At 51.0% G+C, this 26,266-nt stretch carries 22 protein-coding genes and 1 pseudogene; 6 read left to right on the top strand and 17 right to left on the bottom strand.

Features of this window, described 5'->3' with window-relative positions; genetic code table 11:
- Positions 1-52 precede the first annotated feature (52 nt).
- Together elaB and ACJHW7_RS05470 are read right to left on the bottom strand one after the other, a co-directional pair.
- Positions 53-358: a stress response protein ElaB gene (gene elaB, locus ACJHW7_RS05475; RefSeq protein WP_000070621.1), complete on the bottom strand. Its 306-nt coding sequence runs from the start codon at positions 356-358 to the stop codon at positions 53-55.
- Between the two features lie 54 nt (positions 359-412).
- The gene (locus ACJHW7_RS05470) at positions 413-874 is read right to left on the bottom strand and encodes a GNAT family N-acetyltransferase (RefSeq protein ID WP_000574087.1); all 462 of its coding nucleotides are present in this window, start codon (positions 872-874) and stop codon (positions 413-415) included.
- Positions 875-938: 64 nt separating this feature from the next.
- On the opposite strand from ACJHW7_RS05470, the gene rbn reads away from it, so the two are divergent.
- Entirely contained in the window at positions 939-1,856 is a 918-nt protein-coding gene (rbn, locus tag ACJHW7_RS05465) for a ribonuclease BN (protein ID WP_021557008.1), read from the top strand.
- 187 nt (positions 1,857-2,043) lie between these two features.
- Positions 2,044-3,267 carry an ElaD/SseL family deubiquitinase gene (locus ACJHW7_RS05460; RefSeq protein WP_000989828.1) on the top strand — a complete coding sequence of 408 codons (1,224 nt, stop codon included), beginning with the start codon at positions 2,044-2,046 and terminating at the stop codon, positions 3,265-3,267.
- Positions 3,268-3,337: 70 nt separating this feature from the next.
- Here the strand turns inward: ACJHW7_RS05460 and ACJHW7_RS05455 are convergent, their stop codons facing one another.
- On the bottom strand, positions 3,338-5,065 hold the full coding sequence (locus tag ACJHW7_RS05455; RefSeq protein ID WP_001244802.1) for a vWA domain-containing protein: 1,728 nt from the start codon (positions 5,063-5,065) through the stop codon (positions 3,338-3,340).
- A 187-nt stretch (positions 5,066-5,252) separates the two neighbouring features.
- Here ACJHW7_RS05455 and ACJHW7_RS05450 point away from each other — a divergent pair.
- Both ACJHW7_RS05450 and ACJHW7_RS05445 read left to right on the top strand, forming a co-directional pair.
- Positions 5,253-6,172, top strand: a pseudogene (locus tag ACJHW7_RS05450) (M28 family metallopeptidase).
- Positions 6,173-6,274: 102 nt separating this feature from the next.
- A complete protein-coding gene (locus tag ACJHW7_RS05445; protein WP_000525361.1) occupies positions 6,275-6,778 on the top strand; it encodes a YfbM family protein in 504 nt (167 codons plus the stop codon).
- 66 nt (positions 6,779-6,844) lie between these two features.
- On the opposite strand, the gene nuoN is transcribed toward ACJHW7_RS05445, so the two are convergent.
- The 14 genes from nuoN to lrhA form a co-directional block, all read right to left on the bottom strand.
- Positions 6,845-8,302 carry an NADH-quinone oxidoreductase subunit NuoN gene (nuoN, locus tag ACJHW7_RS05440; protein ID WP_000156701.1) on the bottom strand — a complete coding sequence of 486 codons (1,458 nt, stop codon included), beginning with the start codon at positions 8,300-8,302 and terminating at the stop codon, positions 6,845-6,847.
- A gap of 6 nt (positions 8,303-8,308) precedes the next feature.
- Entirely contained in the window at positions 8,309-9,838 is a 1,530-nt protein-coding gene (nuoM, locus tag ACJHW7_RS05435; RefSeq protein ID WP_000926441.1) for an NADH-quinone oxidoreductase subunit M, read from the bottom strand.
- Between the two features lie 163 nt (positions 9,839-10,001).
- Positions 10,002-11,843: an NADH-quinone oxidoreductase subunit L gene (nuoL, locus tag ACJHW7_RS05430; RefSeq protein WP_001056618.1), complete on the bottom strand. Its 1,842-nt coding sequence runs from the start codon at positions 11,841-11,843 to the stop codon at positions 10,002-10,004.
- Positions 11,840-12,142, bottom strand: a complete 303-nt coding sequence (gene nuoK, locus ACJHW7_RS05425) for an NADH-quinone oxidoreductase subunit NuoK (RefSeq protein WP_000612644.1) — start codon at positions 12,140-12,142, stop codon at positions 11,840-11,842. Before nuoK ends, nuoL begins: the two co-directional genes overlap by 4 nt.
- A complete protein-coding gene (gene nuoJ / locus ACJHW7_RS05420) occupies positions 12,139-12,693 on the bottom strand; it encodes an NADH-quinone oxidoreductase subunit J (protein ID WP_000393511.1) in 555 nt (184 codons plus the stop codon). The genes nuoK and nuoJ overlap by 4 nt, the downstream gene beginning before the upstream one ends.
- 11 nt (positions 12,694-12,704) lie before the next feature.
- Entirely contained in the window at positions 12,705-13,247 is a 543-nt protein-coding gene (nuoI, locus tag ACJHW7_RS05415; protein WP_000172749.1) for an NADH-quinone oxidoreductase subunit NuoI, read from the bottom strand.
- A 14-nt stretch (positions 13,248-13,261) separates the two neighbouring features.
- Positions 13,262-14,239 carry an NADH-quinone oxidoreductase subunit NuoH gene (gene nuoH / locus ACJHW7_RS05410; RefSeq protein WP_000118507.1) on the bottom strand — a complete coding sequence of 326 codons (978 nt, stop codon included), beginning with the start codon at positions 14,237-14,239 and terminating at the stop codon, positions 13,262-13,264.
- A complete protein-coding gene (nuoG, locus tag ACJHW7_RS05405; RefSeq protein ID WP_001301902.1) occupies positions 14,236-16,962 on the bottom strand; it encodes an NADH-quinone oxidoreductase subunit NuoG in 2,727 nt (908 codons plus the stop codon). The genes nuoH and nuoG overlap by 4 nt, the downstream gene beginning before the upstream one ends.
- A 52-nt stretch (positions 16,963-17,014) precedes the next feature.
- Complete coding sequence (nuoF, locus tag ACJHW7_RS05400; RefSeq protein ID WP_000789502.1) at positions 17,015-18,352, bottom strand: NADH-quinone oxidoreductase subunit NuoF; 1,338 nt, start codon at positions 18,350-18,352, stop codon at positions 17,015-17,017.
- Positions 18,349-18,849, bottom strand: coding sequence for an NADH-quinone oxidoreductase subunit NuoE (nuoE, locus tag ACJHW7_RS05395; RefSeq protein ID WP_000545042.1), 501 nt, complete (start codon positions 18,847-18,849; stop codon positions 18,349-18,351). The genes nuoF and nuoE overlap by 4 nt, the downstream gene beginning before the upstream one ends.
- Before the next feature lie 2 nt (positions 18,850-18,851).
- Positions 18,852-20,654 carry an NADH-quinone oxidoreductase subunit C/D gene (gene nuoC, locus ACJHW7_RS05390; protein WP_000247878.1) on the bottom strand — a complete coding sequence of 601 codons (1,803 nt, stop codon included), beginning with the start codon at positions 20,652-20,654 and terminating at the stop codon, positions 18,852-18,854.
- 93 nt (positions 20,655-20,747) lie between these two features.
- Positions 20,748-21,410, bottom strand: a complete 663-nt coding sequence (gene nuoB, locus ACJHW7_RS05385; protein ID WP_000386733.1) for an NADH-quinone oxidoreductase subunit NuoB — start codon at positions 21,408-21,410, stop codon at positions 20,748-20,750.
- Between the two features lie 15 nt (positions 21,411-21,425).
- Positions 21,426-21,869, bottom strand: coding sequence for an NADH-quinone oxidoreductase subunit NuoA (nuoA, locus tag ACJHW7_RS05380; RefSeq protein ID WP_000062997.1), 444 nt, complete (start codon positions 21,867-21,869; stop codon positions 21,426-21,428).
- A gap of 630 nt (positions 21,870-22,499) precedes the next feature.
- A complete protein-coding gene (gene lrhA, locus ACJHW7_RS05375; protein WP_000622284.1) occupies positions 22,500-23,438 on the bottom strand; it encodes a transcriptional regulator LrhA in 939 nt (312 codons plus the stop codon).
- A gap of 919 nt (positions 23,439-24,357) precedes the next feature.
- Between lrhA and alaA the strand changes: the two genes are divergently transcribed.
- Together alaA and yfbR are read left to right on the top strand one after the other, a co-directional pair.
- Positions 24,358-25,575: an alanine transaminase AlaA gene (alaA, locus tag ACJHW7_RS05370; RefSeq protein ID WP_000074527.1), complete on the top strand. Its 1,218-nt coding sequence runs from the start codon at positions 24,358-24,360 to the stop codon at positions 25,573-25,575.
- Between the two features lie 83 nt (positions 25,576-25,658).
- Positions 25,659-26,258, top strand: a complete 600-nt coding sequence (gene yfbR / locus ACJHW7_RS05365; protein WP_000813854.1) for a 5'-deoxynucleotidase — start codon at positions 25,659-25,661, stop codon at positions 26,256-26,258.
- Positions 26,259-26,266 lie beyond the last annotated feature (8 nt).

Raw genomic sequence — 26,266 nt, 5'->3', positions numbered from 1 at the left:
ACATTATACGGGGTACTACAAAAAAAATGCAGTACCCCGGTGTAGGGAGGTTTTAACGGCGTGCCAGCAACAGTCCTAGTACCAGCCCAACGGCCGCACCCACACCAATTCCCTGCCAGGGTTTTTCGTGGACGTAGTCATCAGCACGATAAACAGCCTGCTTCGCCCGATAGTAATAACTGTCTGAAGCCTGGCTAACCCGTTTTTTCACATCATCCAGCGCTTTTTCTGCACGCGCTTTCAGCTCAACATATTTCTGATCGGCGGGATCGCCAGAGGAGCGGAGCACCTCTTCCAGTGTTTCACTAAGCAGCGTCAGGTCGTCATCGATACGTGTATCACCAAACTGATTAGACATTCTCGTTCTCCATTTGCGTAAAACCTGTCACTAACTATAGACAAGGGTTATTGATTACGCCTGAATTACCTCGCGTGCCATCCCAATGTGTGGGATACCATCTTCTTCATAGATCTCCGTCACAGGGATAAAACCGAAACTCTGGTAGAAGTTTTGCAGATGCGCCTGCGCCCCAAGGTAAACAGGCTTATCAGGCCAGTGATGCGTGCAAGTGTCGAGGGTTTTACTCATCAGTTGCTGCCCCACTTTTTCGCCACGCAACGCTTCACTGACAATCACCCGACCTATAACGACCGGCTCAAGATCATCATCACTTTTCAGAATCCTCGCATACGCCACCAGTTCATCATTTTTCCAACCGAGAATATGGCGATTATCCCCTGTCAAATCATCACCATCGATATCCTGATAAGGGCAATTCTGCTCGACAACAAACACCGCGCAACGCAGTTGTAATAAGGCATAAAGCTGGGAAACCGATAATTCAGAGTGATGCAGATCTTGCCATTCAATCATAATGCTCTCCTTTTAGATGTATGCCTTATACTAGCCGGAATATTTTTTGAAACGTGATGAACTCATGGAATTAATTTTTTTAGGTACTTCGGCCGGTGTGCCAACCCGCACGCGCAATGTCACGGCAATATTGCTTAACCTGCAACATCCGACCCAGAGCGGTCTTTGGTTGTTTGACTGCGGTGAAGGCACCCAGCATCAGCTACTGCATACCGCCTTTAACCCTGGAAAACTGGACAAGATTTTTATCAGTCACCTTCATGGCGATCATCTCTTTGGTTTACCCGGCTTGCTGTGCAGTCGTTCTATGTCTGGTATTGTCCAACCCTTAACGATTTATGGTCCGCAAGGTATCCGTGAATTTGTGGAGACCGCGCTGCGGATTAGCGGCTCATGGACCGATTATCCGCTGGAAATTGTCGAAATTGGCGCTGGCGAAATTCTCGACGATGGCCTGCGCAAAGTGACCGCTTATCCAATGGAACACCCACTGGAATGTTATGGCTATCGTATTGAAGAACATGATAAACCGGGTGCATTAAATGCCCAGGCATTAAAAGCTGCTGGCGTGCCGCCTGGCCCACTGTTTCAGGAATTAAAAGCGGGCAAAACAATCACGCTGGAAGATGGAAGGCAGATTAACGGCGCAGATTACTTAGCTGCTCCAGTGCCAGGTAAAGCGCTCGCTATTTTCGGCGATACCGGCCCCTGCGATGCCGCACTTGACCTGGCTAAAGGTGTCGATGTCATGGTGCACGAAGCGACGCTGGATATAACCATGGAAGCCAAAGCCAATAGTCGCGGTCATAGCTCTACACGCCAGGCTGCGACACTAGCCCGTGAGGCTGGAGTCGGTAAGCTAATCATTACCCACGTCAGCTCGCGCTATGATGACAAAGGTTGTCAGCACCTGTTACGTGAATGTCGGTCAATTTTCCCGGCGACTGAACTGGCGAATGATTTGGCCATGTTTAACGTTTAACTCTGCTTATTATTAAAAACAGGGCGAAACTTGCCCTGTTATCGCAACCCGCGCTACATATATCCACTCACACGGGCATATTGAGCGATTTTTGATATTTATTCATCTCCTTACGCACTATATTCAGAGCAATAAGTTGCCTCTTTTTATCTTCATTCAGCACAACCTTTGCAACTAAAAGGAGCATATGATGGTTACAGTTGTCAGCAATTATTGTCAATTATCTCAAACCCAACTCAGTCAGACATTTGCAGAAAAATTTACTGTGACCGAGGAATTACTGCAGTCTTTAAAAAAAACAGCGTTATCCGGAGATGAAGAAAGTATTGAGTTACTGCATAATATTGCGTTAGGTTATGATGAATTTGGAAAAAAAGCTGAAGATATTCTTTACCATATTGTTAGAAACCCAACAAATGATACCCTATCGATTATCAAGCTTATAAAAAATGCCTGTTTAAAATTATATAATTTGGCACATACCGCAACCAAACACCCCCTCAATTCACATGATTCAGATAATCTCCTGTTCAAAAAACTATTCTCTCCTTCGAAATTAATGACAATTATCGGTGAGGACATTCCTCTCATATCAGAAAAACAGTCACTTTCAAAGGTACTTTTAAATGATAAGAATAATGAACTGAGCGATGGGACAAACTTCTGGGATAAAAATCGTCAATTAACCACAGATGAAATATCTTGCTATCTTAAAAAGATCGCCGCCAATGCAAAAAATACTCAAGTCAATTATCCTACTGATTTCTACCTCCCCAATTCCAACAGCACTTACCTGGAAGTCGCTCTCAATGATAATATTAAGAGCGATCCATCATGGCCGAAAGAAGTCCAGTTATTCCCCATAAATACTGGCGGACACTGGATATTAGTTTCGCTACAGAAAATAGTTAATGAAAAAAACAACACACAACAAATAAAATGCATCATATTCAATTCATTACGTTCACTAGGCCATGAAAAAGAAAATTCACTTAAGCGTATCATTAACAGTTTCAATAGTTTCAATTGTGACCCCACGAGAGAAACGCCGAATAATAAGAATATAACAGATCATTTAACTGAACCAGAGATAATATTTTTACATGCCGATCTTCAGCAATACTTAAGCCAAAGTTGCGGTGCATTTGTGTGCATGGCAGCCCAGGAAGTGATTGAACAAATGGAAAGCAATTCTGACAGCGCCCCCTATACGTTATTAAAAAACTATGCTGACAGATTTAAAAAATATTCAGCAGAAGAGCAGTACGAAATTGATTTTCAACATCGACTGGTAAACAGAAATTGTTATTTAGATAAATATGGCGATGCAAATATCAATCATTATTATAGAAACTTAGAAATAAAACACTCACAACCCAAAAATAGAGCATCAAGCAAAAGAGTAAGTTAACATCATTGTTAATTAATTCGACCAGTCAGCAAATATGCTGACTGGTCGAACATAGTTTGCTAAAAAGTCATCACTGACTGATGTCAGTCACACCATCCGCCAGTTCAATCAGGCGAATAAATTCCGCCCTGTAACCCTGTGGATCTACCCCTTTTGCCTGCTGAGCCCACTGTTTGATCTGCTGCCAGGAGGTATTGTTCAGGTATTCAGAACCGCGTAACTTTTGCCCATATGCAGCTACTGCTGCGCGAAAACGCATATCTTCAGAGGGCGCGTTTATTGTTGGCCCCAGCGGGAATTCAACTAACTGACTTTCTTTTCCCTGCGGGTATTTCCAGCGAATTTTTAACCAGGCCAGTTCTTTCGTTTTGTCCGATTTCGCTAATTTGTTATCCGGGGCATAGCGTAACTTATCAATTGATGCTTTTTGCCCGTTCAGCGTTAATTCAAATAACAACGTTATATGTTTGCCTGCGCCAATATCCCCCGCATCAACGTTGTCGTTATTAAAATCTTCCGCCCGAAGTTGGCGCTTTTCATAACCAATCTGACGGTATTCCGTTACCCACGCGGGGTTAAACTCAATTTGCGCTTTGACATCTTTTGCTACGGTAATCAACGTCTGCCGCATTTCACTGTTCAATACTTTCTGCGCTTCAGAGAGGGTATCAATGTAGCTGTAGTTACCGTTGCCAACATCGGCAATTCGCACCATCATTGCCTCGTTGTAATTGTCATCCCCCACGCCAAACGTCGACAGAGTAACACCGGACTCCCGCTGTTTTTTGATCATTAATTCAATCGATTTTGGATCGTCAATACCAACGTTAAAGTCACCGTCAGTGGCCAATAAAATGCGATTGATACCGCCCTTAATAAACCCCTTCGCCGCCTGCTGATAAGCCAGTTCCAGCCCGGCACCGCCATTGGTACTGCCTTCGGCATCCAGCGAATCAATTGCGGCATTAATTTCCGCCTTATGACTCCCGGAGATAGAAGGCAATGCAATACGGGAGTCGCCAGCGTAGGTCACGATGGCAATGTTATCCTGCTCACGAAGTTCTTTGACCAATAATTTCAACGAAGACTGGATAAGTGGCAAACGTTCATCAGAAATCATTGAACCAGAAGTGTCGATAAGAAAGACCAGATTAGAAGCTGGTAACTCTTCACTTTTGCGATCTTTCGCCAGGATATCAACTTTCAGCAATGTTCGCTGTTCATTCCATGGTGCAGGTGCCAATTCGTAGCGCATAGCGAAAGGTATTGGCTTAGAGGCCGGAATAGATTGTTTGTCTTTGATATCCCAATCAGACGGGAAATAATTGACTATCTCCTCCACCCGCACAGCGTCTGGCGGAGGTAACAGCCCTTGATTGAGGAAACGCCTTACATTCGCATAACTGCCAGTGTCAACGTCAAGACTAAACGTCGCCAACGGATTTTGCGCTACCTGCTTAACCGGATTATCATCGAACTGCTGGTAGCGAGCGGTTCCTGGATTTGCGATATGTGTAGCTTTTGCTTTAGCCGCTCTTGCAAATGTTGGCGCTTCCTGCAATCGCCCCTGTAAAGCCTGTTTGTCTGAATATTGTTGCACTTCTTGCTGGGCCAAGGCTTTCGCGGCGGCGGCGCTTTGCTCAGCCTCTTTTATTGCAGCTTGCTGCGCGGCAAGCACTTGCTGCTCTGTGGGAGTACTGGGTTGTTGTTGCTGACTTTCCTTATTCTCAGGTTGCGGCCCACATCCTGACAAAATCAAACTACTCATAAGCAACATGATTATATTTTTATTTCGCATATAAAATCCTTTTAAATAAACTCAGGCACCAGACATAAAATATACTCTTTGTATAATCCTGCTAATCTTAATAAAATACAATATCGAAACCCATAGCAAATAATGATTCAACAACGCAACCCATTAATAATTTGCATATAAAAAAATAATCTTTGCTTTTATTATATTATTTGTGTTTTTACTCCCTATGATTATTTTTTACCAACCCTGGGTCAATGCATTACCGTCAACGCCCCGACACGCAAGTCCTGAGCAATTAGAAAAAACAGTTCGTTATCTTACACAAACTGTGCATCCACGTAGTGCCGACAATATTGATAATCTGAATAGGTCCGCAGAGTATATAAAAGAGGTCTTTGTCAGTAGCGGTGCCAGAGTTACCTCGCAGGATGTCCCCATTACGGGTGGCCCCTACAAAAACATTGTTGCTGATTATGGTCCTGCCGATGGACCGCTGATTATTATTGGTGCGCATTATGACTCTGCCAGCAGTTATGAAAACGATCAATTGACCTATACGCCGGGCGCGGATGATAACGCCAGCGGTGTGGCAGGATTACTCGAACTGGCACGTTTGTTACATCAGCAAGTACCGAAAACAGGCGTGCAGCTGGTCGCCTATGCGTCGGAAGAACCGCACTTCTTTCGTAGCGATGAAATGGGGAGCGCGGTGCATGCAGCTTCGCTTGAGCATCCAGTGAAATTAATGATAGCACTGGAGATGATTGGCTATTACGACTCTGCGCCTGGAAGCCAGAATTACCCTTACCCGGCAATGTCCTGGCTTTATCCCGATCGGGGAGACTTTATTGCCTGGTCGGCAGAATACAGGATATCAACGCCGTTCGTCAGGTAAAAACGGCATTGTTATCATCCCGGGATTTATCTGTTTATTCTATGAATGCCCCATGGTTTATTAACGGTATTAATTTCTCTGACCGCCTTAATTATTGGCAACACGATATTCCCGCCGTAATGATTACTGACACCGCTTTTTATCGTAATAAACAAAACTACTTGCCCGGTGATATCGCAGACAGATTGAATTATCAGAAAATGGCTCAGGTGGCGGATGGTGTTATAACCTTGTTACACAACAGTAAATAATAAAAATTTCTCGAGGCGGGTCCAGAAACAGCGACATGTACATTTTATTTTCCCTCGTCTGTTTTAAGATGCGAAACATAAAATTCAATGGAGGAAAAATAAATGGGAATGATTGGTTATTTTGCAGAAATTGACTCAGAAAAGATTAACCAACTGCTTGAGTCTACTGAAAAACCTTTGATGGATAATATACATGACACGCTTTCAGGATTACGCCGACTGGATATTGATAAACGCTGGGATTTTTTACACTTTGGGCTGACAGGCACCTCTGCGTTCGATCCAGCGAAGAATGATCCGCTGAGTCGTGCCGTGCTTGGTGAACACAGCCTCGAAGATGGTATAGATGGTTTCCTGGGATTGACATGGAATCAGGAGTTAGCCGCGACAATCGACCGACTGGAATCACTGGATCGAAGTGAGCTGCGTAAAAAGTTTTCCATTAAGCGACTCAATGAAATGGAGATTTATCCGGGAGTGACCTTTTCAGAAGAGTTAGAGGGGCAACTCTTTGCTTCGATCATGCTTGATATGGAAAAGCTGATTAGCGCGTATCGACGTATGCTGCGACAAGGGAATCATGCGCTGACGGTTATTGTTGGGTGATGGTGTCAGGGCACCAAAAAAAACCGCCGAACATGTCGGCGGCTTTCTGACTTACAAACTGATAGCTTACATCAGCGGCATTGCTAACCGCACAATGCTAATCAGCGGTTGTGGCCATACACCCAGTACCAGTACCAACAGTGCAGAGATCAGCACAACGATACCGCCCGCGCTGTACTGCCAGTTTGATGGTGCATCGCGACCCGGTTGTTCCGGTGCGTGCAGGTACAGGCTCACCGCCACGCGCAGGTAGTAGTAGAGGCCGATTGCCGAACCGACAACCACGGCACCCACCAGCCACCACAAGTGTGCCTGGACACCGACCGCCAGCACGTAGAACTTACCGATAAAGCCCAGCGTCATCGGGATACCGGCCAGAGACAGCATCATCACCGTCATCACTGCCGCGAGGATCGGACGATGCCAGAACAGACCGCGGTAAGAGAACAGGGAATCAGCATCCGGGCCACGATACGGGCTGGACATCAGACTGACCACGCCGAACGCGCCGAGGCTGCTGAACAGATAACCGGCCAGGTAAACCCCTACCGCTTCCATCGACATCTCGCCCGTTTGCAGCGCAATCAGCGCCACCAGCAGATAGCCGAGGTGAGAGATAGATGAGTAACCGAGCAGACGTTTGATATTGGTCTGGCTCAGCGCCATCAGGTTACCGAAGATGATGGAGGCAAAGGCGATAATCGCCAGCACCACACGAATCGCTTCGCTGTCACCCACCGGTGCGTAGAGGAACAGACGCATCACTACACCGAAGATAGCGATTTTGCTCGCCGTCGCCAGGAAAGTGGAAACCGGCGCAGGCGCGCCCTGGTATACGTCTGGCGTCCACAGGTGGAACGGCACCAGAGAGAGTTTGAAGCCGAGGCCAACAATCATCAGACCGAAACCTGCCAGCAACAGCGGCTCGTTGAGCATACCGTCGCCGAGGTTTTTACCCAGCGCGACAAACGACAGGTCGCCAGACTGCGCATACACCAGCGCCATACCGAACAGCAGGAAAGAAGACGCTGCGGCAGAAAGGATGGTGTATTTGATACTGGCTTCCAGCGAACGTTTCTGGCGGAAAGCGTAACCGACCAGGCCAAACAGCGGCAAAGAGATCAGTTCAATACCGAGGAACAGAGACGCCAGATGGTTGGCATTCGCCAGCAGGATCCCGCCCAGGGCGGCAATTAACACCAACAGGTAGAACTCATCCTTGTTGTCGTTATAGCCTTCAAGCCACGGGTAGGCGAAAGTACAGGTGGCGAGGCTCGCCAACAATACCAGCCCGGTGTAAAGCATGGCGAAACCATCAACGCGCATCAGCGGCGTAACGTCCATAGCGCCCGCCTGGCCAACAAACCAGAGCGAAACCAGCGCCGCGTTAAGCCCAATAACCGAGAGCGTAGCGTTGAGGAAATGATTGCGTCGCCACGCAATGGAGAGCATCACAACCACCACCGTCAAGCCGACGATCAGCAACGGTAGCAGTGCGATCAGGTTTTGTGGAGTTATTGTCATGGCGATTTACGGCCTTGTAGTAGTAACGGAATTAACAAACCACTGCTGGATATTGCCAATCGCGGAGTGCGAGGTATCCAGAATCGGCTGCGGATAGAAGCCCAGCAGTACCAGCAGCACCACCAGCAACAGGATCATAAACAGCTCACGCAGCGACATCCCTGGCAGTTCCTGGCTGGCAATCTGGCTTTTCGCTTTACCGAAGTAAGCGCGATGTAACATCGCCAGCGAATAAACAGATGCAAAGACCAGCCCAAAGGTAGAAATAACGGTAATCACCGGGACAACCTGGAAGCTGCCGAACAGAATCATAAATTCGCCGACGAAGTTACCGGTGCCAGGCATCCCAAGCGTTGCCACCGCAAAGAACAGCGACAGTGCTGGCAGCCATTTCATCTTACTCCACAGACCGCCCATCATGCGCATGTCGCGGGTATGGATACGTTCATAAAGCTGACCGCAGAGAATAAACAGACCCGCCGCCGACAAGCCGTGCGCAATCATCTGGATTACCGCGCCCTGGTAGGCCAACTGGCTGCCGGTGTAGATAGCAATCAGCACGAAGCCCATGTGGGAAACCGAGGTGTAGGCGATCAGACGTTTGATATCGGTCTGGGCGAAGGCCATCCACGCACCGTAGAAGATGCCGATAACACCCAGCCACATAGCGATTGGCGCGAACTCTGCCGACGCGTTCGGGAACAGCGGTAGGGAGAAACGCAGCAAACCGTAAGCGGCAGTTTTCAGCAAGATCCCCGCGAGGTCAACGGAACCGGCGGTCGGAGCCTGGGAGTGCGCATCCGGCAGCCAGCCATGCAGCGGAACCACCGGCATTTTGACTGCGAAGGCGATGAAGAAGCCCAGCATCAACAGATATTCCACACCACTGGACATTGGCGTATTCAGCAGCTCTTCATAGTTGAAGGTCCAGACGCCGGTCGCATTGTAGTGAACAAAAACCAGCGCCAGGATGGCGATCAACATCACCAGACCACTCGCCTGGGTGTAAATGAAGAACTTGGTTGCCGCCGTGATACGCGTTTTACCGTCAGAGGCTTTATGCCCCCACAGTGCGATCAGGAAGTACATCGGCACCAGCATCATTTCCCAGAAGAAGAAGAACAGGAACATGTCGATGGCAAGGAACACGCCGATAACGCCGCCCAGGATCCACATCAGGTTGAGGTGGAAGAAGCCCTGATATTTTTCGATCTCTTTCCACGAACAGAGTACCGCCAGCACACCGAGCAGACCGGTCAGCACGACCATCAGCAGCGACAGCCCGTCAATGGCGAGATGGATAGAGATACCAAAACGCGGGATCCACGGCATGTCGAATTCAGACTGCCACTGCGGAATTCCGGCGGATTGCGTCAGTGAATAACCGCCCTGCAACCACAGTTGCAGCGACAGCGCCAGCGTCAATCCCATGGTGATCAGCGCGATCCAGCGCGGCACCTTGACGCCAAAGCGTTCGGTCTGCCAGCACAGGAAGCCGCCGATAAAGGGAATTAATATTAGCCAGGGTAGTAACATGGCGATCTTTATTCCTTGTAAAAGTCCCGTCAGGACCGGATTTTCAACGAATTCTCACGACAGAAAATTCTCTTCGGACTGGGGGTAGTGTCGGATGCACCGCGAAGGAGGCTTATCCGACCTACGTTCTTATATGCCCAGGGGCAATCCCACAATCCTTAACTCAACGCAGTACCATCAACAGTGCCAGCACCACGACCGCACCGATGCTCATGGATGCCACATACCAGCGCAGGTAGCCGTTCTCGCTTAACAGCAGACCTTTACCTGCAAAGCGGGAAAGAACCGCCGGAATGTTCATCATTGAGTTCAGCGGATCGCGTTTCAGCAACCAGGCAATACCCAGGAACGGCTTGACGAACACTTTGTCGTACAGCCAGTCAAAGCCCCAGGCGTTGTACCACCAAGTGCCCAGCAGACGGCCCGGCGCACTGTTGGCGATGGAGGTCACCAGAGTACGTTTACCCAGCCACAGCCAGGCAGCCAGCAGAATGCCGACCACCGCGACCACGCCAGAGGTAATTTCCAGGGTCAACATGCTGCCGTGCGCCAGCTCCGTAGTTTGCGGAAGCACGCCCTGCAGCGGCGGTACAATCAGTGCGCCAACGAAGGTGGAAAGGATCAGCAGCACAATCAGCGGCAGGCTGTGAGTTACCCCTTTCACGGCGTGAGCGTGAATTTGTTCTTTTCCGTGGAAGACGATGAAAATCATACGGAAGGTGTAGAGCGAGGTCATAAACGCACCGACCAGACCTGCCACCATCAGATTGATATGACCATTCGCCATCGCACCCGCGAGGATCTCATCCTTACTGAAGAAGCCCGCAGTGACCAGCGGCAGTGCCGACAGTGCTGCGCCGCCCACCAGGAAGCAGAGATAAACCAGCGGAATAGATTTACGCAGACCGCCCATCTTGAAGATGTTCTGTTCGTGATGGCAGGCCAGAATGACGGAACCGGATGCCAGGAACAGCAGCGCTTTAAAGAACGCGTGAGTCATCAAGTGGAAAATCGCCGCATCCCATGCCTGCACGCCAAGCGCGAGGAACATGTAGCCAATCTGGCTCATGGTAGAGTAAGCGAGAACACGTTTGATGTCGGTCTGTACCAGCGCGGCAAAACCGGCCAGCAGCAGCGTAACCGCCCCAACAATGCCCACCAGATGCAGAACTTCCGGCGTCATCAGGAACAGGCCGTGGGTACGGGCGATCAGGTAGACACCCGCGGTTACCATCGTTGCGGCGTGGATCAGCGCGGAGACAGGCGTCGGGCCCGCCATCGCGTCGGCAAGCCATGTCTGCAACGGCAACTGCGCAGATTTACCGACCGCACCGCCGAGCAGCATCAGCGTCGCCCACATCAGCATGTTATTGCCGTCAGCAAAGTGCGCTGGTGCCAGTTCCACCATTTCGCGGAAGTTCAGGGTGCCCAGTTCGTTGTAAAGAATGAACAGTGCGAAAGCGAGGAAAACGTCACCCACACGGGTCACGACGAACGCTTTCATTGCCGCTGCGCCATTCTTCGGATCGGTGTAATAGAAACCGATCAGCAGATAGGAGCACAGGCCCACGCCTTCCCAGCCGAGGTACATCAGCAGCAGGTTGTCGGCAAGCACCAGAACTACCATGCTGGCGATGAACAGGTTGGTGTAGGCGAAGAAGCGAGAGTAGCCCTCTTCACCGCGCATGTACCAGGAGGCGTACATGTGGATTAGGAAACCCACACCAGTGACCACCGAGAGCATGGTCAGCGACAGACCGTCCAGCACCAGGTTAAAACCGATGTTAAAGTCGCCTACCGACATCCACGTCCACAGCGGCTGGCTGTATGCCTGCTCGCCGTTAGCGAAAAAGTCGACGCCGATAAAGGCGGTTACCAGCGCCGCCAGGCCCACAGAGCCTACGCCGACGATCGCCGAGACGTTTTCAGACCAGCGCCCACGGGAGAACGCCAGCAGGACGAAGCCAATCAATGGCAAAATAATGGTTAAGGCAAGCATGTTCATCCGCGCATCTCACTTACTGAATCGATGTTCAGGTTCTGGCGACGACGGTGAAGTTGCAGCAGCAGCGCAAGGCCGATACTCGCTTCTGCCGCCGCGAGGCTGATGGCGAGAATGTACATCACCTGACCGTCGGTCTGGCCCCAGTAGCTTCCGGCGACCACAAAGGCCAGCGCGGAGGCGTTAATCATGATTTCCAGACCAATCAGCATAAACAGCAGATTGCGACGGATAACCAGACCGGTTAAGCCAAGAACGAATAAGATTGCCGCGAGGATCAGTCCATGTTGTAAGGGGATCATGCGTGCTCCTCCGTTTTTCTTTTCGCGCTGTCGTCTTTACGATTGCTCAGCACTTCACCCGCACGCTCTTCACGACCGACGTGGAAGGCCACAACCAGACCCGCGAGCAGCAGCATAGAAGCCAGTTCCACCGCCAGTACGTAAGGCCCGAACAGCGTAATACCCACTGCTTTAGCACTGATTGGCGTACCGTCGATACCTTGATCGTTAACACCGAGAATGGCGTAAACAATCACCACCAACATGATGGCTGACAAAATTGCCGGACCAATCCACACCTGCGGTTTCAGCCACTGGCGTTCTTGTTCGATTTCTGAACCGCCCAGGTTGAGCATCATCACCACGAACACGAACAGCACCATAATGGCACCCGCGTAGACGATAATTTCCAGCGCACCGGCGAAGTAAGCGCCCAGTGAGAAGAACACCCCGGAAATCGCCAGCAGCGAAATAATCAGGTACAGCAGTGCGTGTACCGGATTGGTATGGGTGATCACTCGCAAGGTCGCAAGTATGGCTATCAGGCCACAGATATAAAAAGCGAACTCCATTGCCCCTCTCCTTACGGTAACAGGCTCTTGACGTCGATAGGCTTGGCTTCGTTCTCTGCTTCGCCCTTATCTTTGCCGTCGATTGCCATACCTGCCATCCGGTAGAAGTTATACTCCGGGTATTTGCCCGGACCGGAGATCAGCAGATCCTCTTTCTCGTAAACCAGATCCTGGCGCTTGTATTCCCCCATTTCGAAATCCGGGGTTAACTGAATCGCCGTGGTCGGACAGGCTTCTTCGCACAGACCACAGAAAATGCAGCGTGAGAAGTTGATGCGGAAAAATTCCGGATACCAGCGACCGTCTTTGGTTTCTGCTTTTTGCAGCGAGATACAGCCGACCGGGCAGGCTACCGCGCAGAGGTTACAGGCTACGCAACGCTCTTCGCCGTCCGGGTCGCGGGTCAGAACGATACGACCACGATAACGGGGCGGCAGATAGACCGGCTCTTCCGGGTACATTCGCGTTTCGCGTTTGGCGAACGCGTGCAGGCCGATCATCCAGATACTACGAACCTGGGTGCCGAAACCTACTAACAATTCTTTTAAGGTCATGGTCTTATTGCCCCTTATTGCGCCTGCCAGAGAATGACAGCCGCCGTTACCAGCAAGTTGATCAGCGTCAGCGGCAGGCAGATTTTCCAGCCGAAGGACATTACCTGGTCATAACGCGGACGCGGTAACGACGCACGAATCAAAATGAACATCATCATAAAGAACGCGGTTTTCAGCGCGAACCAGATGAATGGCGGTAACAACGGGCCTTGCCAGCCACCGAAGAACAGCGTCACCATCAATGCAGAGATGGTCACAATCCCGATGTACTCACCCACGAAGAACAGACCGAACTTCATACCGGAATATTCAATGTGGTAACCATCCGCCAGTTCCTGCTCGGCTTCCGGCTGGTCAAACGGGTGACGGTGACACACCGCCACGCCCGCGATGGCAAAGGTAATAAAACCAAAGAATTGCGGGATGACGTTCCACACATGCGCCTGGCTGTTGACGATGTCGGTCATGTTGAATGAACCGGCCTGCGCCACCACGCCCATCAGGGAAAGCCCGAGGAACACTTCGTAGCTCAGGGTCTGCGCAGAAGCACGCATCGCACCGAGCAGCGAGTATTTGTTGTTACTTGACCAGCCCGCAAACAGCACCGCGTAAACCGCCAGACCGGCCATCATCAGGAAGAACAAAATCCCGATGTTCAGGTCGGCAACCACCCAACCCGGACTGACTGGCACAATCGCAAAGGCCAGCAGCAGCGAGGTAAACGCAATCATCGGTGCCAGGGTAAAGATGACGCGATCCGAGAATTTCGGGATCCAGTCTTCTTTAAAGAACATTTTGATCATGTCCGCAACCAGCTGGAGCGAACCACCCCAGCCAACACGGTTAGGTCCGTAACGGTTCTGGAACAGACCCAGCAGGCGACGTTCGCCAAAGCTCATGAATGCCCCGCAGGTGACAACCACCAGCAGGATCACCACCGCTTTGAGGATGGTCAGCAGGATCTCAATCAGTTCCGGTGATATCCAACTCATTGTTGTGCCTCCTTGAGATCCTCAAGATGCGCGCCAGCCAGCACCGGAGCAATGCCGGACATACCCATCGGCAAGCCCACCTGCCCTGCCGTCAGCCCTTCAGCGATTTCAACCGGCAGAGTGACCGTGTTGCCATCGTAACTAAAGGAGACGCGTGTACCTGCGTTTACACCCAACTTCGCGGCATCCGCTGGGTTGAGTTTGATGTACGGCTGCGGCATACGACACTGGAAGACCGGAGCACGCTGTGACAATTCATCGCTGCCAAACAGGTGGTAGTACGGCGCGATACGCCATTTCCCGTCCTGCGGCTGGAAGCGTGCCGGTACGCTGGTGAAGTAATCCAGACCATTTTCGCTGGTTTCAAACAGACGCACACCCGGATCGCCAAAGCGCAGTTTGCCGCCCACTTCGTCCTGGAATTTGTTCCACGCCTGCGGGGAGTTCCAGCCCGGAGCCCAGGCAAACGGCACTTGCGAACGGTGCGCGGTCGGCTGGTTGTTACCTTCCATCGAGAAGGTGAACATGGTGTCAATATCCTGCGGCTGACGCGGCTCATGAACGCTGATATTGGCGCGCATGGCGGTACGACCGCTGTAACGGTGCGGTTCACGGGCCAGTTTCTGCCCACGAATACGGAATGTCGCATCTGGCGCAGCATCTTTGATACCCGCCAGTTCCGGGATTTTCGCCACAACAGCGTCAATCACATGGTCGAGCTGCGTCCAGTCCACTTCACGGCTCAGCAAGGTGCTGTGCAGCGAGTGCAGCCAGCGCCAGCTTTCCAGCATGACAGTTTTGCTGTCGTAATAAGCCGGATCGTAAACCTGGAAGAAACGTTGGGCGCGGCCTTCGTTATTAATTACCGTACCGTCGCTTTCAGCAAAGCTGGCAGCGGAAAGCACCAGATGGGCGTTTTCCATGATCGCTGTGCGTTGATGGTCAACCACCATCACCAGCGGCGCTTTAGCCAGCGCAGCATTCACGCGGGTAGCAGAAGCGTGACGATGCAGATCGTTTTCCAACACCACCACCGCGTCGGCGCGTCCGGTTTCCAGTTCGGTTAACGCTTCTTCAAGCGAACCGCCACCCATAATGCCCAGCCCCATGCTGTTGACGGAACGGGCAATCATGGTGATACCGACGTCAGCGCCGCGACCTTTCAGGGCTTTTGCGACGTTAGCCGCCGCCTGAATCACCTCTAAGCTACCGGCGTTCGTCCCGGAGATAATCAACGGTTTCTTCGCACCCGCCAGTGCCTGCACGATGACGTCGATTTTGCTTTGCAGTTCAGGTTCAATACCGTCAACTGCTGGTGCAGAGTTATCCAGCGCATGGGCGATGGCAAAACCTAAACGCGCCTGATCTTCAACCGGTGCGCGGTAAGTCCACGCCGCGATATCATCCAGACGGGTGTCATCAACGTTGGTAACAAACAGCGGATGCTTCGCACGTTGACCGATGTTGAGGATTGCCGCAATCTGCCAGTCAGCCACTTTCTGTGCTGCCGCCATTTCGCGCGCTTTACCTTTCACAGCCTGACGCACTGCCAGCGCGACGCGCGCGCCGGTCTGGGTAACGTCTTCGCCCAGCACCAGTACAGCATCGTAAGATTCGATTTCGCGCAGAGCAGGAGTATAAATGCCGCCTTCACGCAGTACTTTCAGCGCCAGTTGCAGACGTTCCTGCTCACCGTGAGCGATACCGGTGTAGAAGTTTTCTTCGCCCACCAGCTCACGCAGCGCAAAGTTGCTTTCCACGCTGGCGCGCGGAGAACCAATGCCGATCACTTTCTTCGACTGACGCAGAATATCTGCTGCGCCCTGCATTGCCTGTTCGGCGTTGAGGGTAATGAAATCATCGCCACGACGCTGTACTGGCTGACGCGGACGATCTTTCAGGTTGACGTAACCGTAACCGAAACGACCACGGTCGCAGAGGAAGTAGTGGTTTACCGTACCGTTGTAACGGTTTTCGATACGACGCAGTTCGCCATAACGCTCGCCGGGGCTGATGTTACAGCCGATGGAACATTGCTGGCAGATGCTCGGCGCAAACTGCATATCCCATTTACGGTTGTAACGCTCGGAGTGCGTTTTGTCGGTAAATACGCCGGTCGGGCAAATTTCGACCAGGTTACCGGAAAATTCGCTTTCCAGCGTGCCGTCTTCCGGGCGACCGAAGTAGACATTGTCGTGCGCGCCATAAACGCCCAGATCTGTACCGTCAGCGTAATCTTTGTAGTAACGCACGCAGCGGTAGCAGGCGATGCAGCGGTTCATTTCGTGAGAGATGAACGGCCCCAAATCCTGATTACGGTGGGTACGTTTGGTGAAACGGTAGCGACGGAAGCTGTGTCCGGTCATCACGGTCATATCCTGAAGATGGCAGTTACCGCCTTCTTCACATACCGGACAGTCGTGCGGGTGGTTGGTCATTAACCACTCGACCACACTTTCACGGAACTGTTTCGCTTCTTCGTCGTCAATGGAAATAAAGGTGCCATCGGAAGCCGGTGTCATACAGGACATCACCAGGCGACCACGCGTGTCTTCCGCGTTTTGGTATTGCTTCACCGCACACTGGCGGCAAGCACCGACGCTTCCCAGCGCCGGATGCCAGCAAAAGTAAGGAATATCAAGGCCCAGAGACAGACAAGCTTCCAGCAGGTTGTCCGCTCCGTTGACCTCGTATTCTTTGCCGTCTACATGAATTGTAGCCATTAGCATGCTTCCAGTTTTCTCAGTCAGAGACTGAGCGTTAATCGAAATTCGGTTACCAGCGCTCTTTCAGCAGGTTCGGCTGAATCCCATTAATCAAATGGGTATTGCTGAACGGCTGTTTGATCCCCGCCTCAAATTCTTCGCGGAAATATTTGATAGCGCTCTGTAACGGCTCCACTGCACCAGGTGCGTGGGCACAGAAAGTTTTACCCGGGCCTAAGAATCGACACAGTTGCTCAAGTGTTTCGATATCGCCCGGCTGACCTTCGCCACGCTCCAGCGCACGCAGAATTTTCACGCTCCACGGCAGACCGTCGCGGCACGGCGTACACCAGCCGCAGGACTCACGGGCGAAAAACTCTTCCAGGTTACGCACCAGCGACACCATGTTGATCTCATGGTCAACCGCCATCGCCAGCGCCGTACCCAGACGGCTTCCCGCTTTACCGATACTTTCGAATTCCATCGGCAGGTCAAGGTGCGCTTCGGTCAGGAAGTCGGTGCCCGCGCCGCCTGGCTGCCAGGCTTTGAATTTCAGACCGTCACGCATACCACCGGCGTAATCTTCGAGGATCTCGCGCGCGGTAGTACCAAACGGCAGTTCCCACAGACCCGGATTTTTCACCCGACCGGAGAAGCCCATCAGCTTGGTGCCAGCATCTTTACTTTTCGAGATGTTCTGATACCACTCCACGCCGTTAGCGAGGATCGCCGGAACGTTACACAGGGTTTCGACGTTGTTGACACAGGTCGGTTTGCCCCATACGCCGGAGGTTGCCGGGAAGGGGGGTTTCGAGCGTGGGTTAGCACGACGTCCTTCCAGGGAGTTGATTAACGCTGTTTCTTCCCCGCAGATGTAGCGCCCTGCCCCGGTATGGACGAACAGTTCGAAGTCAAAACCTGTTCCCATAATGTTTTTGCCAAGCAATCCCGCTTCAGTGGCTTCGGCAATGGCGCGGCGCAGATTTACTGCCGCTTCAATATATTCGCCACGCAGGAAGATGTAGCCACGGTAAGCTTTCAGCGCAAACGCGGAGATGAGCATGCCTTCCACCAGTAGGTGCGGCAGTTGCTCCATCAACAGGCGGTCTTTATAGGTGCCTGGCTCCATTTCATCGGCGTTACACAGCAGGTAACGGATGTTCATGGATTCGTCTTTCGGCATCAGGCTCCATTTCAGGCCGGTAGAAAAGCCCGCGCCACCGCGCCCTTTCAGACCAGCGTCTTTTACCTGATTAACGATTTCGTCCGGAGACAGCCCGGTCAGCGCCTTACGCGCCCCTTCGTAACCGTTTTTGCTGCGGTATTCGTCCAGCCACACTGGCTGTTTGTCATCGCGCAGACGCCAGGTCAGCGGATGCGTTTCGGGAGTACGGATAATGTTTTTCATTTATACCGCTCCAGCAGTTCAGGGATCGCTTCCGGGGTCAGATGCGCGTGAGTGTCCTCATCGATCATCATGTTTGGCCCTTTATCACAGTTCCCCAGGCAGCAAGTTGGCAGCAGCGTAAAGCGGCCATCAAATGTCGTTTGCCCTGGTTTGATGTTCAGCTTTTTCTCGAGCGCCGCCTGAATACCCTGATACCCGTTGATATGACAGACCACGCTGTCGCAATAACGGATCACATGGCGACCAACCGGCTGGCGGAAGATCTGACTGTAGAACGTTGCCACACCTTCGACGTCGCTTGCCGGAATACCCAGCACATCGGCGATCGCGTGGATCGCACCATCCGGCACCCAGCCACGCTGCTTCTGAACGATTTTCAGCGCTTCAATGGACGCCGCACGCGGGTCTTCGTAGTGGTGCATCTCGTGCTCAATCGCTTCACGCTCTGCCGCACTCAGCTCAAAAGCCTCGGTTTGTGGTTGTTGATTCTCGTGCATAATTAGCGGTCCACATCTGACATAACAAAATCGATACTGCCCAGATAAACAATCAGGTCAGACACCAGGCTGCCGCGGATCGCCGCCGGAATTTGCTGCAAATGCGCATAACTCGGCGTGCGGATACGAGTGCGATAACTCATGGTGCTACCGTCGCTGGTCAGGTAGTAACTGTTGATCCCTTTGGTCGCCTCAATCATCTGGAAGGATTCATTGGCAGGCATCACCGGCCCCCACGACACTTGCAGGAAGTGGGTGATCAGGGTTTCGATATGTTGCAGCGTGCGCTCTTTCGGCGGCGGCGTGGTCAGCGGGTGATCCGCTTTGAACGGGCCTTCCGGCATGTTGTTGAGGCACTGCTCAAGAATGCGCAGACTCTGGCGCAGCTCTTCCACTTTCAGCATTACGCGGGTGTAGCAGTCAGAAACACCACCACCAACCGGGATTTCAAAGTCGAAGTTTTCATAGCCAGAATAAGGACGCGCCTTACGCACGTCGAAGTCGATCCCGGTAGCACGCAGGCCCGCGCCAGTGGTGCCCCACTCCAGCGCCTCTTTCGCGCCATAGGCGGCAACGCCCTGGGAACGACCTTTCAGAATGGTATTTTGCAGCGCCGCTTTCTCGTAAGACGCCAGACGTTTCGGCATCCAGTCGAGGAACTCACGCAGCAGGCGATCCCAGCCGCGCGGCAGGTCGTGCGCTACGCCGCCAATACGGAACCACGCCGGGTGCATACGGAAACCCGTGATCGCTTCCACCAGATCGTAAATTTTCTGACGATCGGTAAAGGCGAAGAACACGGGCGTCATTGCGCCGACGTCCTGAATAAAGGTCGAGATGTACAGCAGGTGGCTGTTGATACGGAACAGTTCGGAGAGCATAACGCGAATGACGTTAACGCGATCCGGCACGGTGATCCCGGCCAGTTTCTCTACCGCCAGCACGTAAGGCATTTCGTTAACGCAGCCGCCGAGGTATTCAATACGGTCGGTATACGGAATGTAGCTGTGCCAGGACTGGCGTTCGCCCATTTTCTCCGCACCACGGTGGTGGTAGCCGATGTCTGGTACGCAGTCGACAATCTCTTCGCCATCGAGCTGCAAAACGATACGGAAAGCACCGTGCGCCGACGGGTGGTTCGGACCGAGGTTGAGGAACATGAAGTCCTCGTTTTCGGTGCCGCGCTTCATCCCCCACTCTTCCGGTTTGAAGGTCAGGGCTTCCATCTCCAGATCCTGTTTGGCTTTGGTCAGCTCAAACGGCGAGAATTCGGTAGCGCGCGCCGGGTAATCTTTACGCAGCGGGTGACCTTTCCAGGTTTGCGGCATCATGATGCGGCGCAGGTTCGGGTGACCGTCGAATGTAATGCCAAACAGATCCCAGGTTTCACGCTCATACCAGTTAGCGTTCGGGAACAGTTTGGTGAAGGTCGGTACGTGCAGGTCGTTTTCTGCCAGCGCCACCTTCAGCATGATGTCGCGGTTACGATCAATAGAAATCAGATGGTAGAAAACGGAAAAATCCGCGGCAGGTAACCCTTCGCGGTGTGTGCGCAGACGTTCGTCCATGCCGTGTAAGTCAAACAGCATGACGTAAGGTTTCGGCAGTTTCTTTAAGAAATCGCCAACTTCCAGTAATTGTTCACGCTTGATCCACACAACGGGAACCCCGGTGCGAGTCGCCTGAACAGTAAAGGCATCCGGCCCAAAACGGTTGCGCAGTTCGCCAATTACCGGATCATCAAGATGATCGCGGGTCTGCCAGGCGGGTTCTTGCGCGGTTAAGTCGGTCATATTGTTCACCATTGCAAATGGTCCGTGGTGACTGTCGGCGCAGTAAGCTTCGCGAAATAGATTTAGGAATAAGCGAAGAAAAATCCCTTTGCCGACAGGCGCAAATTAAATCTCGTCAGGTGTACGCAGGTTGGTTACGGCAATGCGTTCACCGCGCTTGCGTTCGCGCTCTGATTGCATATTGGCGCGATAAACGCCCTGATCGCCAACCACCCAGGAGAGCGGACGACGTTCTTTGCCGATAGATTCCTGCAACAGCATCAGTGCCTGCATGTACGCTTCAGGACGCGGCGGGCAGCCCGGGATATACACATCAACCGGGATGAATTTATCGACGCCCTGCACAACGGAATAAATATCGTACATACCACCAGAGTTGGCACAGGCACCCATTGAGATAACCCATTTTGGTTCCAGCATCTGGTCATACAGACGCTGAATAACCGGTGCCATTTTGGTAAAGCAGGTTCCTGCAACCACCATCAGGTCAGCCTGACGCGGCGAAGCACGCAATACTTCTGCGCCAAAACGCGCCACGTCATGCACCGCGGTAAACGAAGTCACCATCTCAACGTAACAGCAGGAAAGACCGAAGTTATACGGCCAAATTGAGTTTTTACGACCCCAGTTAACCATGTCATTGAGCTTGCCCATAAACACGTTTTTGTTAACTTCTTGCTCCAGAGGGTCGGTTACGATCTCCTGCTTTTGCAGGGGGTAACGGTCGTTCTCACCGTTGGGATCTATGCGGGTGAGCGTATAATCCATCTTAATGCCTCGCGGTTAGCGTTGACGATTAGCGATACTGTTCGTTTCCGGGTTCATACGCTCGCGGCGTGAACGCGCGGGCGTCCAGTCCAGCGCGCCAATACGCACCAGATAAACCAGACCTGCCAGTAACACAAAAATAAAAATTGCAGCTTCCACAAAGCCTACCCAGCCGCTTTCGCGGATAGAGGTTGACCATGCGAACAGATACAGCGCTTCAACGTCGAAGATAACGAAGAACATGGCCACCAGATAAAACTTGGCGGACAGGCGTAAGCGGGCGGAGCCGACCGAGTCGATACCGGATTCAAACGGCACGTTTTTCGACCTCGCGCGTGCGCGACCGCCTAAAAACCAACCGCCTACCAGCATCAGGCAACACAGGCCAATGGCAACGATAAGAAAGATAGCGAATGCCCAGTGATGAGCGATGACTTCAGTGGATGTTGACATACTCATTGCTTACTCATCAAAAGTAGCGCCAGATTCACTGCTCTTCACGGCAGATGGACGCCACATCGATTCATGGGGAGGAATAAAAAAAACCTTACAATCACTGTAGAAATTCTTTTATACAGCTAATTGATGTGGTCTTTTACTCCTTTCTATAACCTTTTGTCAACTTTAACAAAAGTTTCTTCACATTAGTTTACATAATATCAACACCATTAGCATTTAATGCCCTTTCACCCCAGATCCTTGACGACTCCAGGATAATTAGATGTTGTTGAATCGTGTCCGTTGTGAAGCAATGGAAAAAATACGGGTCTATTTTGACAGGAATTTGTGTCGATTCCTCCCCCCAAAAGAGAGTATTTTCTTGATCTGTGACACGCTTTTGTCATTCCATAACAAAAACGCAGCAACAAATTTACGTATTTTTTAACATCATTGTAGCAGGTGATTTTTTTCAGGCGATTATTTGTGTGTACGGGGCGTGAATCTCTGGCGATTGAAAAATGAACAGTTTTGTACGTTCTGCACGATGTGAAGAAGGTTCTTTACTAAAAAAAAGCCGCTGGGGTTTAAAACACCCCCAGCGGCTCGTTTTTTACACTATTGTCTCAGGAATTATCTATCGTCCGTCGATTACTCGATATCCCTTTCAATCAACAATGAATCATCCCCTTCCGGAGCAGATATTGGGCTGTATTGCCACGGATTATGGTAGCTCTCCATCGCCTGATAGATCACCTGGGCCAGCTCATTATTACTGGACGGGTCATAGCACAGCAAATATTCGGTATCAGGTAGCGGCGGTAAGCCATCTACTCCACTCAGCACACGCAAGTCCGGACTCATCATCTCGACCGGCCTTGCCGTCACGCCAAGACCGGCTTTCACTGCCGCACGAACGGCCGGAAGCGTCGAGGCGACATAAGCCAGTCGCCAGGGAATATCTGCTTTATTAAGCGTCGCCAGCACCATATCGCGAAACGGACTTGGATCATCCAGCAATACAAGAGGGATCGGCTCACCTTTTTGCAATACGTATTCCGCTGCGCAGTACCAGTGTGTTGGCGAGGTACGCAGGTTCAATGCCTTAAACGCTGAAGGACGATGGGTGGTTACCATCAAATCCACTTCCTGGGATTCCAGCATTTCTGCCATATAGGCATTACGTTTAACGCGGACATCCAGCGCTAATTTCGGATAAACCGAACTCACGCGATTTAACAGGAAAGGTAAGATCGTATCGGCAGATTCATCTGAAGCACCGATAGTTAACACGCCCTGAAGATTACTGAACATTAATGATGAGCAGGCCTCATCATTAAAACGCAGGATTTTCCTGGCGTAACCAAGAAGTTGAATGCCATGTTCAGTTAACAGTTTGTTGCGACCGTGACGAGCGAACAGTTCTTTCCCAACGAGTTGTTCCAGACGCTGCATTTGCTGACTTACGGCGGACTGAGTACGACACACAGCGGCAGCTGCGGCAGCAAAAGTGTTCAGATCGGCAACAGCAACAAATGTTCTCAGCAGATCGAGGTCGAGGTTAATTATCGGACGATTTGCACTTATCATATATTATCACTTACTGGCGGCTCATACTGAGCTGGTTAATGCTGTGCACACACAAACAAGCAATTCCATTTGTAATGTGCCTCCCTGGCAGTTTCATCCGGAACCCGGACGAAAGTAAAAATGCATATGAGTTGCACTAAAAAAGCGACTCACATTGTTCCGTTATAATGCCTGAAGTAGATCACAGAATATATCTTCAGGGATCGCATATCTATTAAGTTACTCACTCTTTTCTATTTATGACATGCGCGTGTTTGTATAAATGTAAATGTGAGTCCTTGTTCCACTCTCGTGCAGCATCGCTGGTCATACGCGAACACGTACAAACAGCAATGGTGAGGCGGCATCAAGAGCAGGGATCCGTCATTTATGCGGGCATTTTACCCCAAAAACCTTTTATTTATAAGGGTCATTGCGAATTATCTGATGCAAAGTTATGTTATGTTAGGCAAAGTAATCTTCTATTATTAATAAGCACATCAAAACCTTTTTGAATATTAAATAATAATTAATTAGCATCATCCTCATTCATTAATTCCGCTTAACAATAGTTTCACACCTTGCCCCCATTGCGACACCTCGGAAATCATCACGCTGTTAAACTCTCCGTAATGCGGAAATATCATCATCGCGTTTCATTAGTGAATTCTTAAATGAGGCATTTTCACACAATTATCTTACAGATAAAAAAACCAGACTTACAATTAAGAATCAGAACAATTCACTATATAACATTACATGTAAAGCATATACACCTCATTATTTTGTCATTATTAAGTTATTAACAGCACAATCGAGCCTTCCCCTCTGGCAAAATCTTATTCTGCAGACCTTCAAAACACCGTCCTGGGGGAGTACATTGTTCTAAGCTGACTTCCACGGCAGGGAGTGGCGATAACAGCAAAAAAGGTCAAGATTCATGTCCCCCATTGAAAAATCCAGCAAATTAGAGAATGTCTGTTATGACATCCGTGGTCCGGTGCTGAAAGAAGCAAAACGCCTGGAAGAAGAAGGTAACAAGGTACTGAAACTGAACATCGGCAACCCAGCCCCGTTCGGTTTTGACGCGCCAGATGAAATCCTCGTTGACGTGATACGCAACCTGCCTACAGCTCAAGGGTATTGCGATTCCAAAGGTCTTTACTCCGCGCGTAAAGCCATCATGCAGCACTACCAGGCTCGTGGCATGCGTGATGTTACCGTGGAAGATATTTACATCGGCAATGGTGTATCGGAGCTTATCGTTCAGGCAATGCAGGCATTGCTGAACAGCGGGGACGAAATGTTGGTTCCTGCACCAGATTACCCACTATGGACCGCGGCGGTTTCGCTTTCCAGCGGTAAAGCGGTGCATTATCTTTGCGATGAATCCTCTGACTGGTTCCCGGACCTCGATGATATTCGCGCTAAAATTACGCCTCGTACGCGTGGGATCGTTATTATCAACCCAAATAACCCAACCGGCGCGGTATATTCCAAAGAGCTTTTAATGGAGATTGTGGAGATTGCACGTCAGCATAATCTCATTATCTTCGCCGATGAAATTTATGACAAAATTCTCTACGACGACGCTGAGCATCACTCAATTGCGCCGCTGGCACCTGACCTGCTGACCATTACCTTTAATGGACTGTCGAAAACGTACCGCGTTGCAGGCTTCCGTCAGGGATGGATGGTGTTGAACGGGCCGAAAAAACACGCCAAAGGCTACATCGAAGGTCTGGAAATGCTGGCTTCAATGCGCCTGTGTGCTAACGTTCCTGCGCAACACGCCATTCAGACCGCGCTGGGTGGTTATCAGAGCATCAGTGAATTTATTACCCCTGGCGGTCGTCTTTATGAGCAGCGTAACCGCGCGTGGGAATTGATCAACGATATTCCGGGCGTTTCCTGCGTGAAACCTCGTGGTGCGCTGTACATGTTCCCGAAAATCGACGCCAAACGCTTTAACATTCACGACGATCAGAAAATGGTGCTGGATTTCCTGTTGCAGGAAAAAGTTCTGTTGGTGCAAGGGACGGCATTCAACTGGCCGTGGCCGGACCACTTCCGCATTGTCACGCTACCGCGTGTCGATGATATCGAGCTGTCTTTGAGTAAGTTCGCGCGTTTCCTTTCTGGTTATCATCAGCTGTAATCTTAATTTCACTGCCGGAGATTGCATCCGGCAGTGTTATCCCGCCACAATGACCTGATGATGTCATCATACGAAAGGTCACTATGAAACAGAGCCATTTTTTTGCCCATCTCTCCCGCCTGAAACTCATTAACCGCTGGCCGCTCATGCGCAACGTGCGGACGGAAAATGTGTCCGAACACAGTTTGCAGGTAGCGATGGTCGCCCATGCGCTGGCAGCTATCAAAAATCGTAAATTTGGCGGTAATGTCAACGCCGAACGTATCGCTTTACTGGCGATGTACCACGATGCTTCAGAAGTGCTCACCGGCGATCTCCCTACTCCGGTGAAATACTTCAATTCGCAAATCGCTCAGGAATACAAGGCTATTGAAAAAATCGCTCAGCAAAAACTGGTCGATATGGTTCCGGAAGAGCTGCAGGATATCTTTGCGCCGTTAATTGACGAGCATGCATATAGCGATGAAGAAAAATCGTTGGTGAAACAGGCAGATGCACTGTGTGCATATCTGAAATGTCTGGAAGAACTCGCGGCGGGAAATAATGAATTCTTGCTGGCAAAAACGCGACTGGAAGCGACGCTTGAAGCGCGCCGCAGCCAGGAGATGGACTACTTCATGGAAGTATTTGTTCCCAGCTTCCATCTTTCGCTCGATGAGATTAGCCAGGATTCACCGCTGTAAGCAGCCGG

Source organism: Escherichia sp. WS1152 (assembly GCF_046487665.1).
GTDB lineage: Bacteria > Pseudomonadota > Gammaproteobacteria > Enterobacterales > Enterobacteriaceae > Escherichia > Escherichia coli.
The sequence above is the reverse complement of the archived record's forward strand: the minus strand, read 5'-3'. Positions and strand labels throughout refer to the sequence as shown.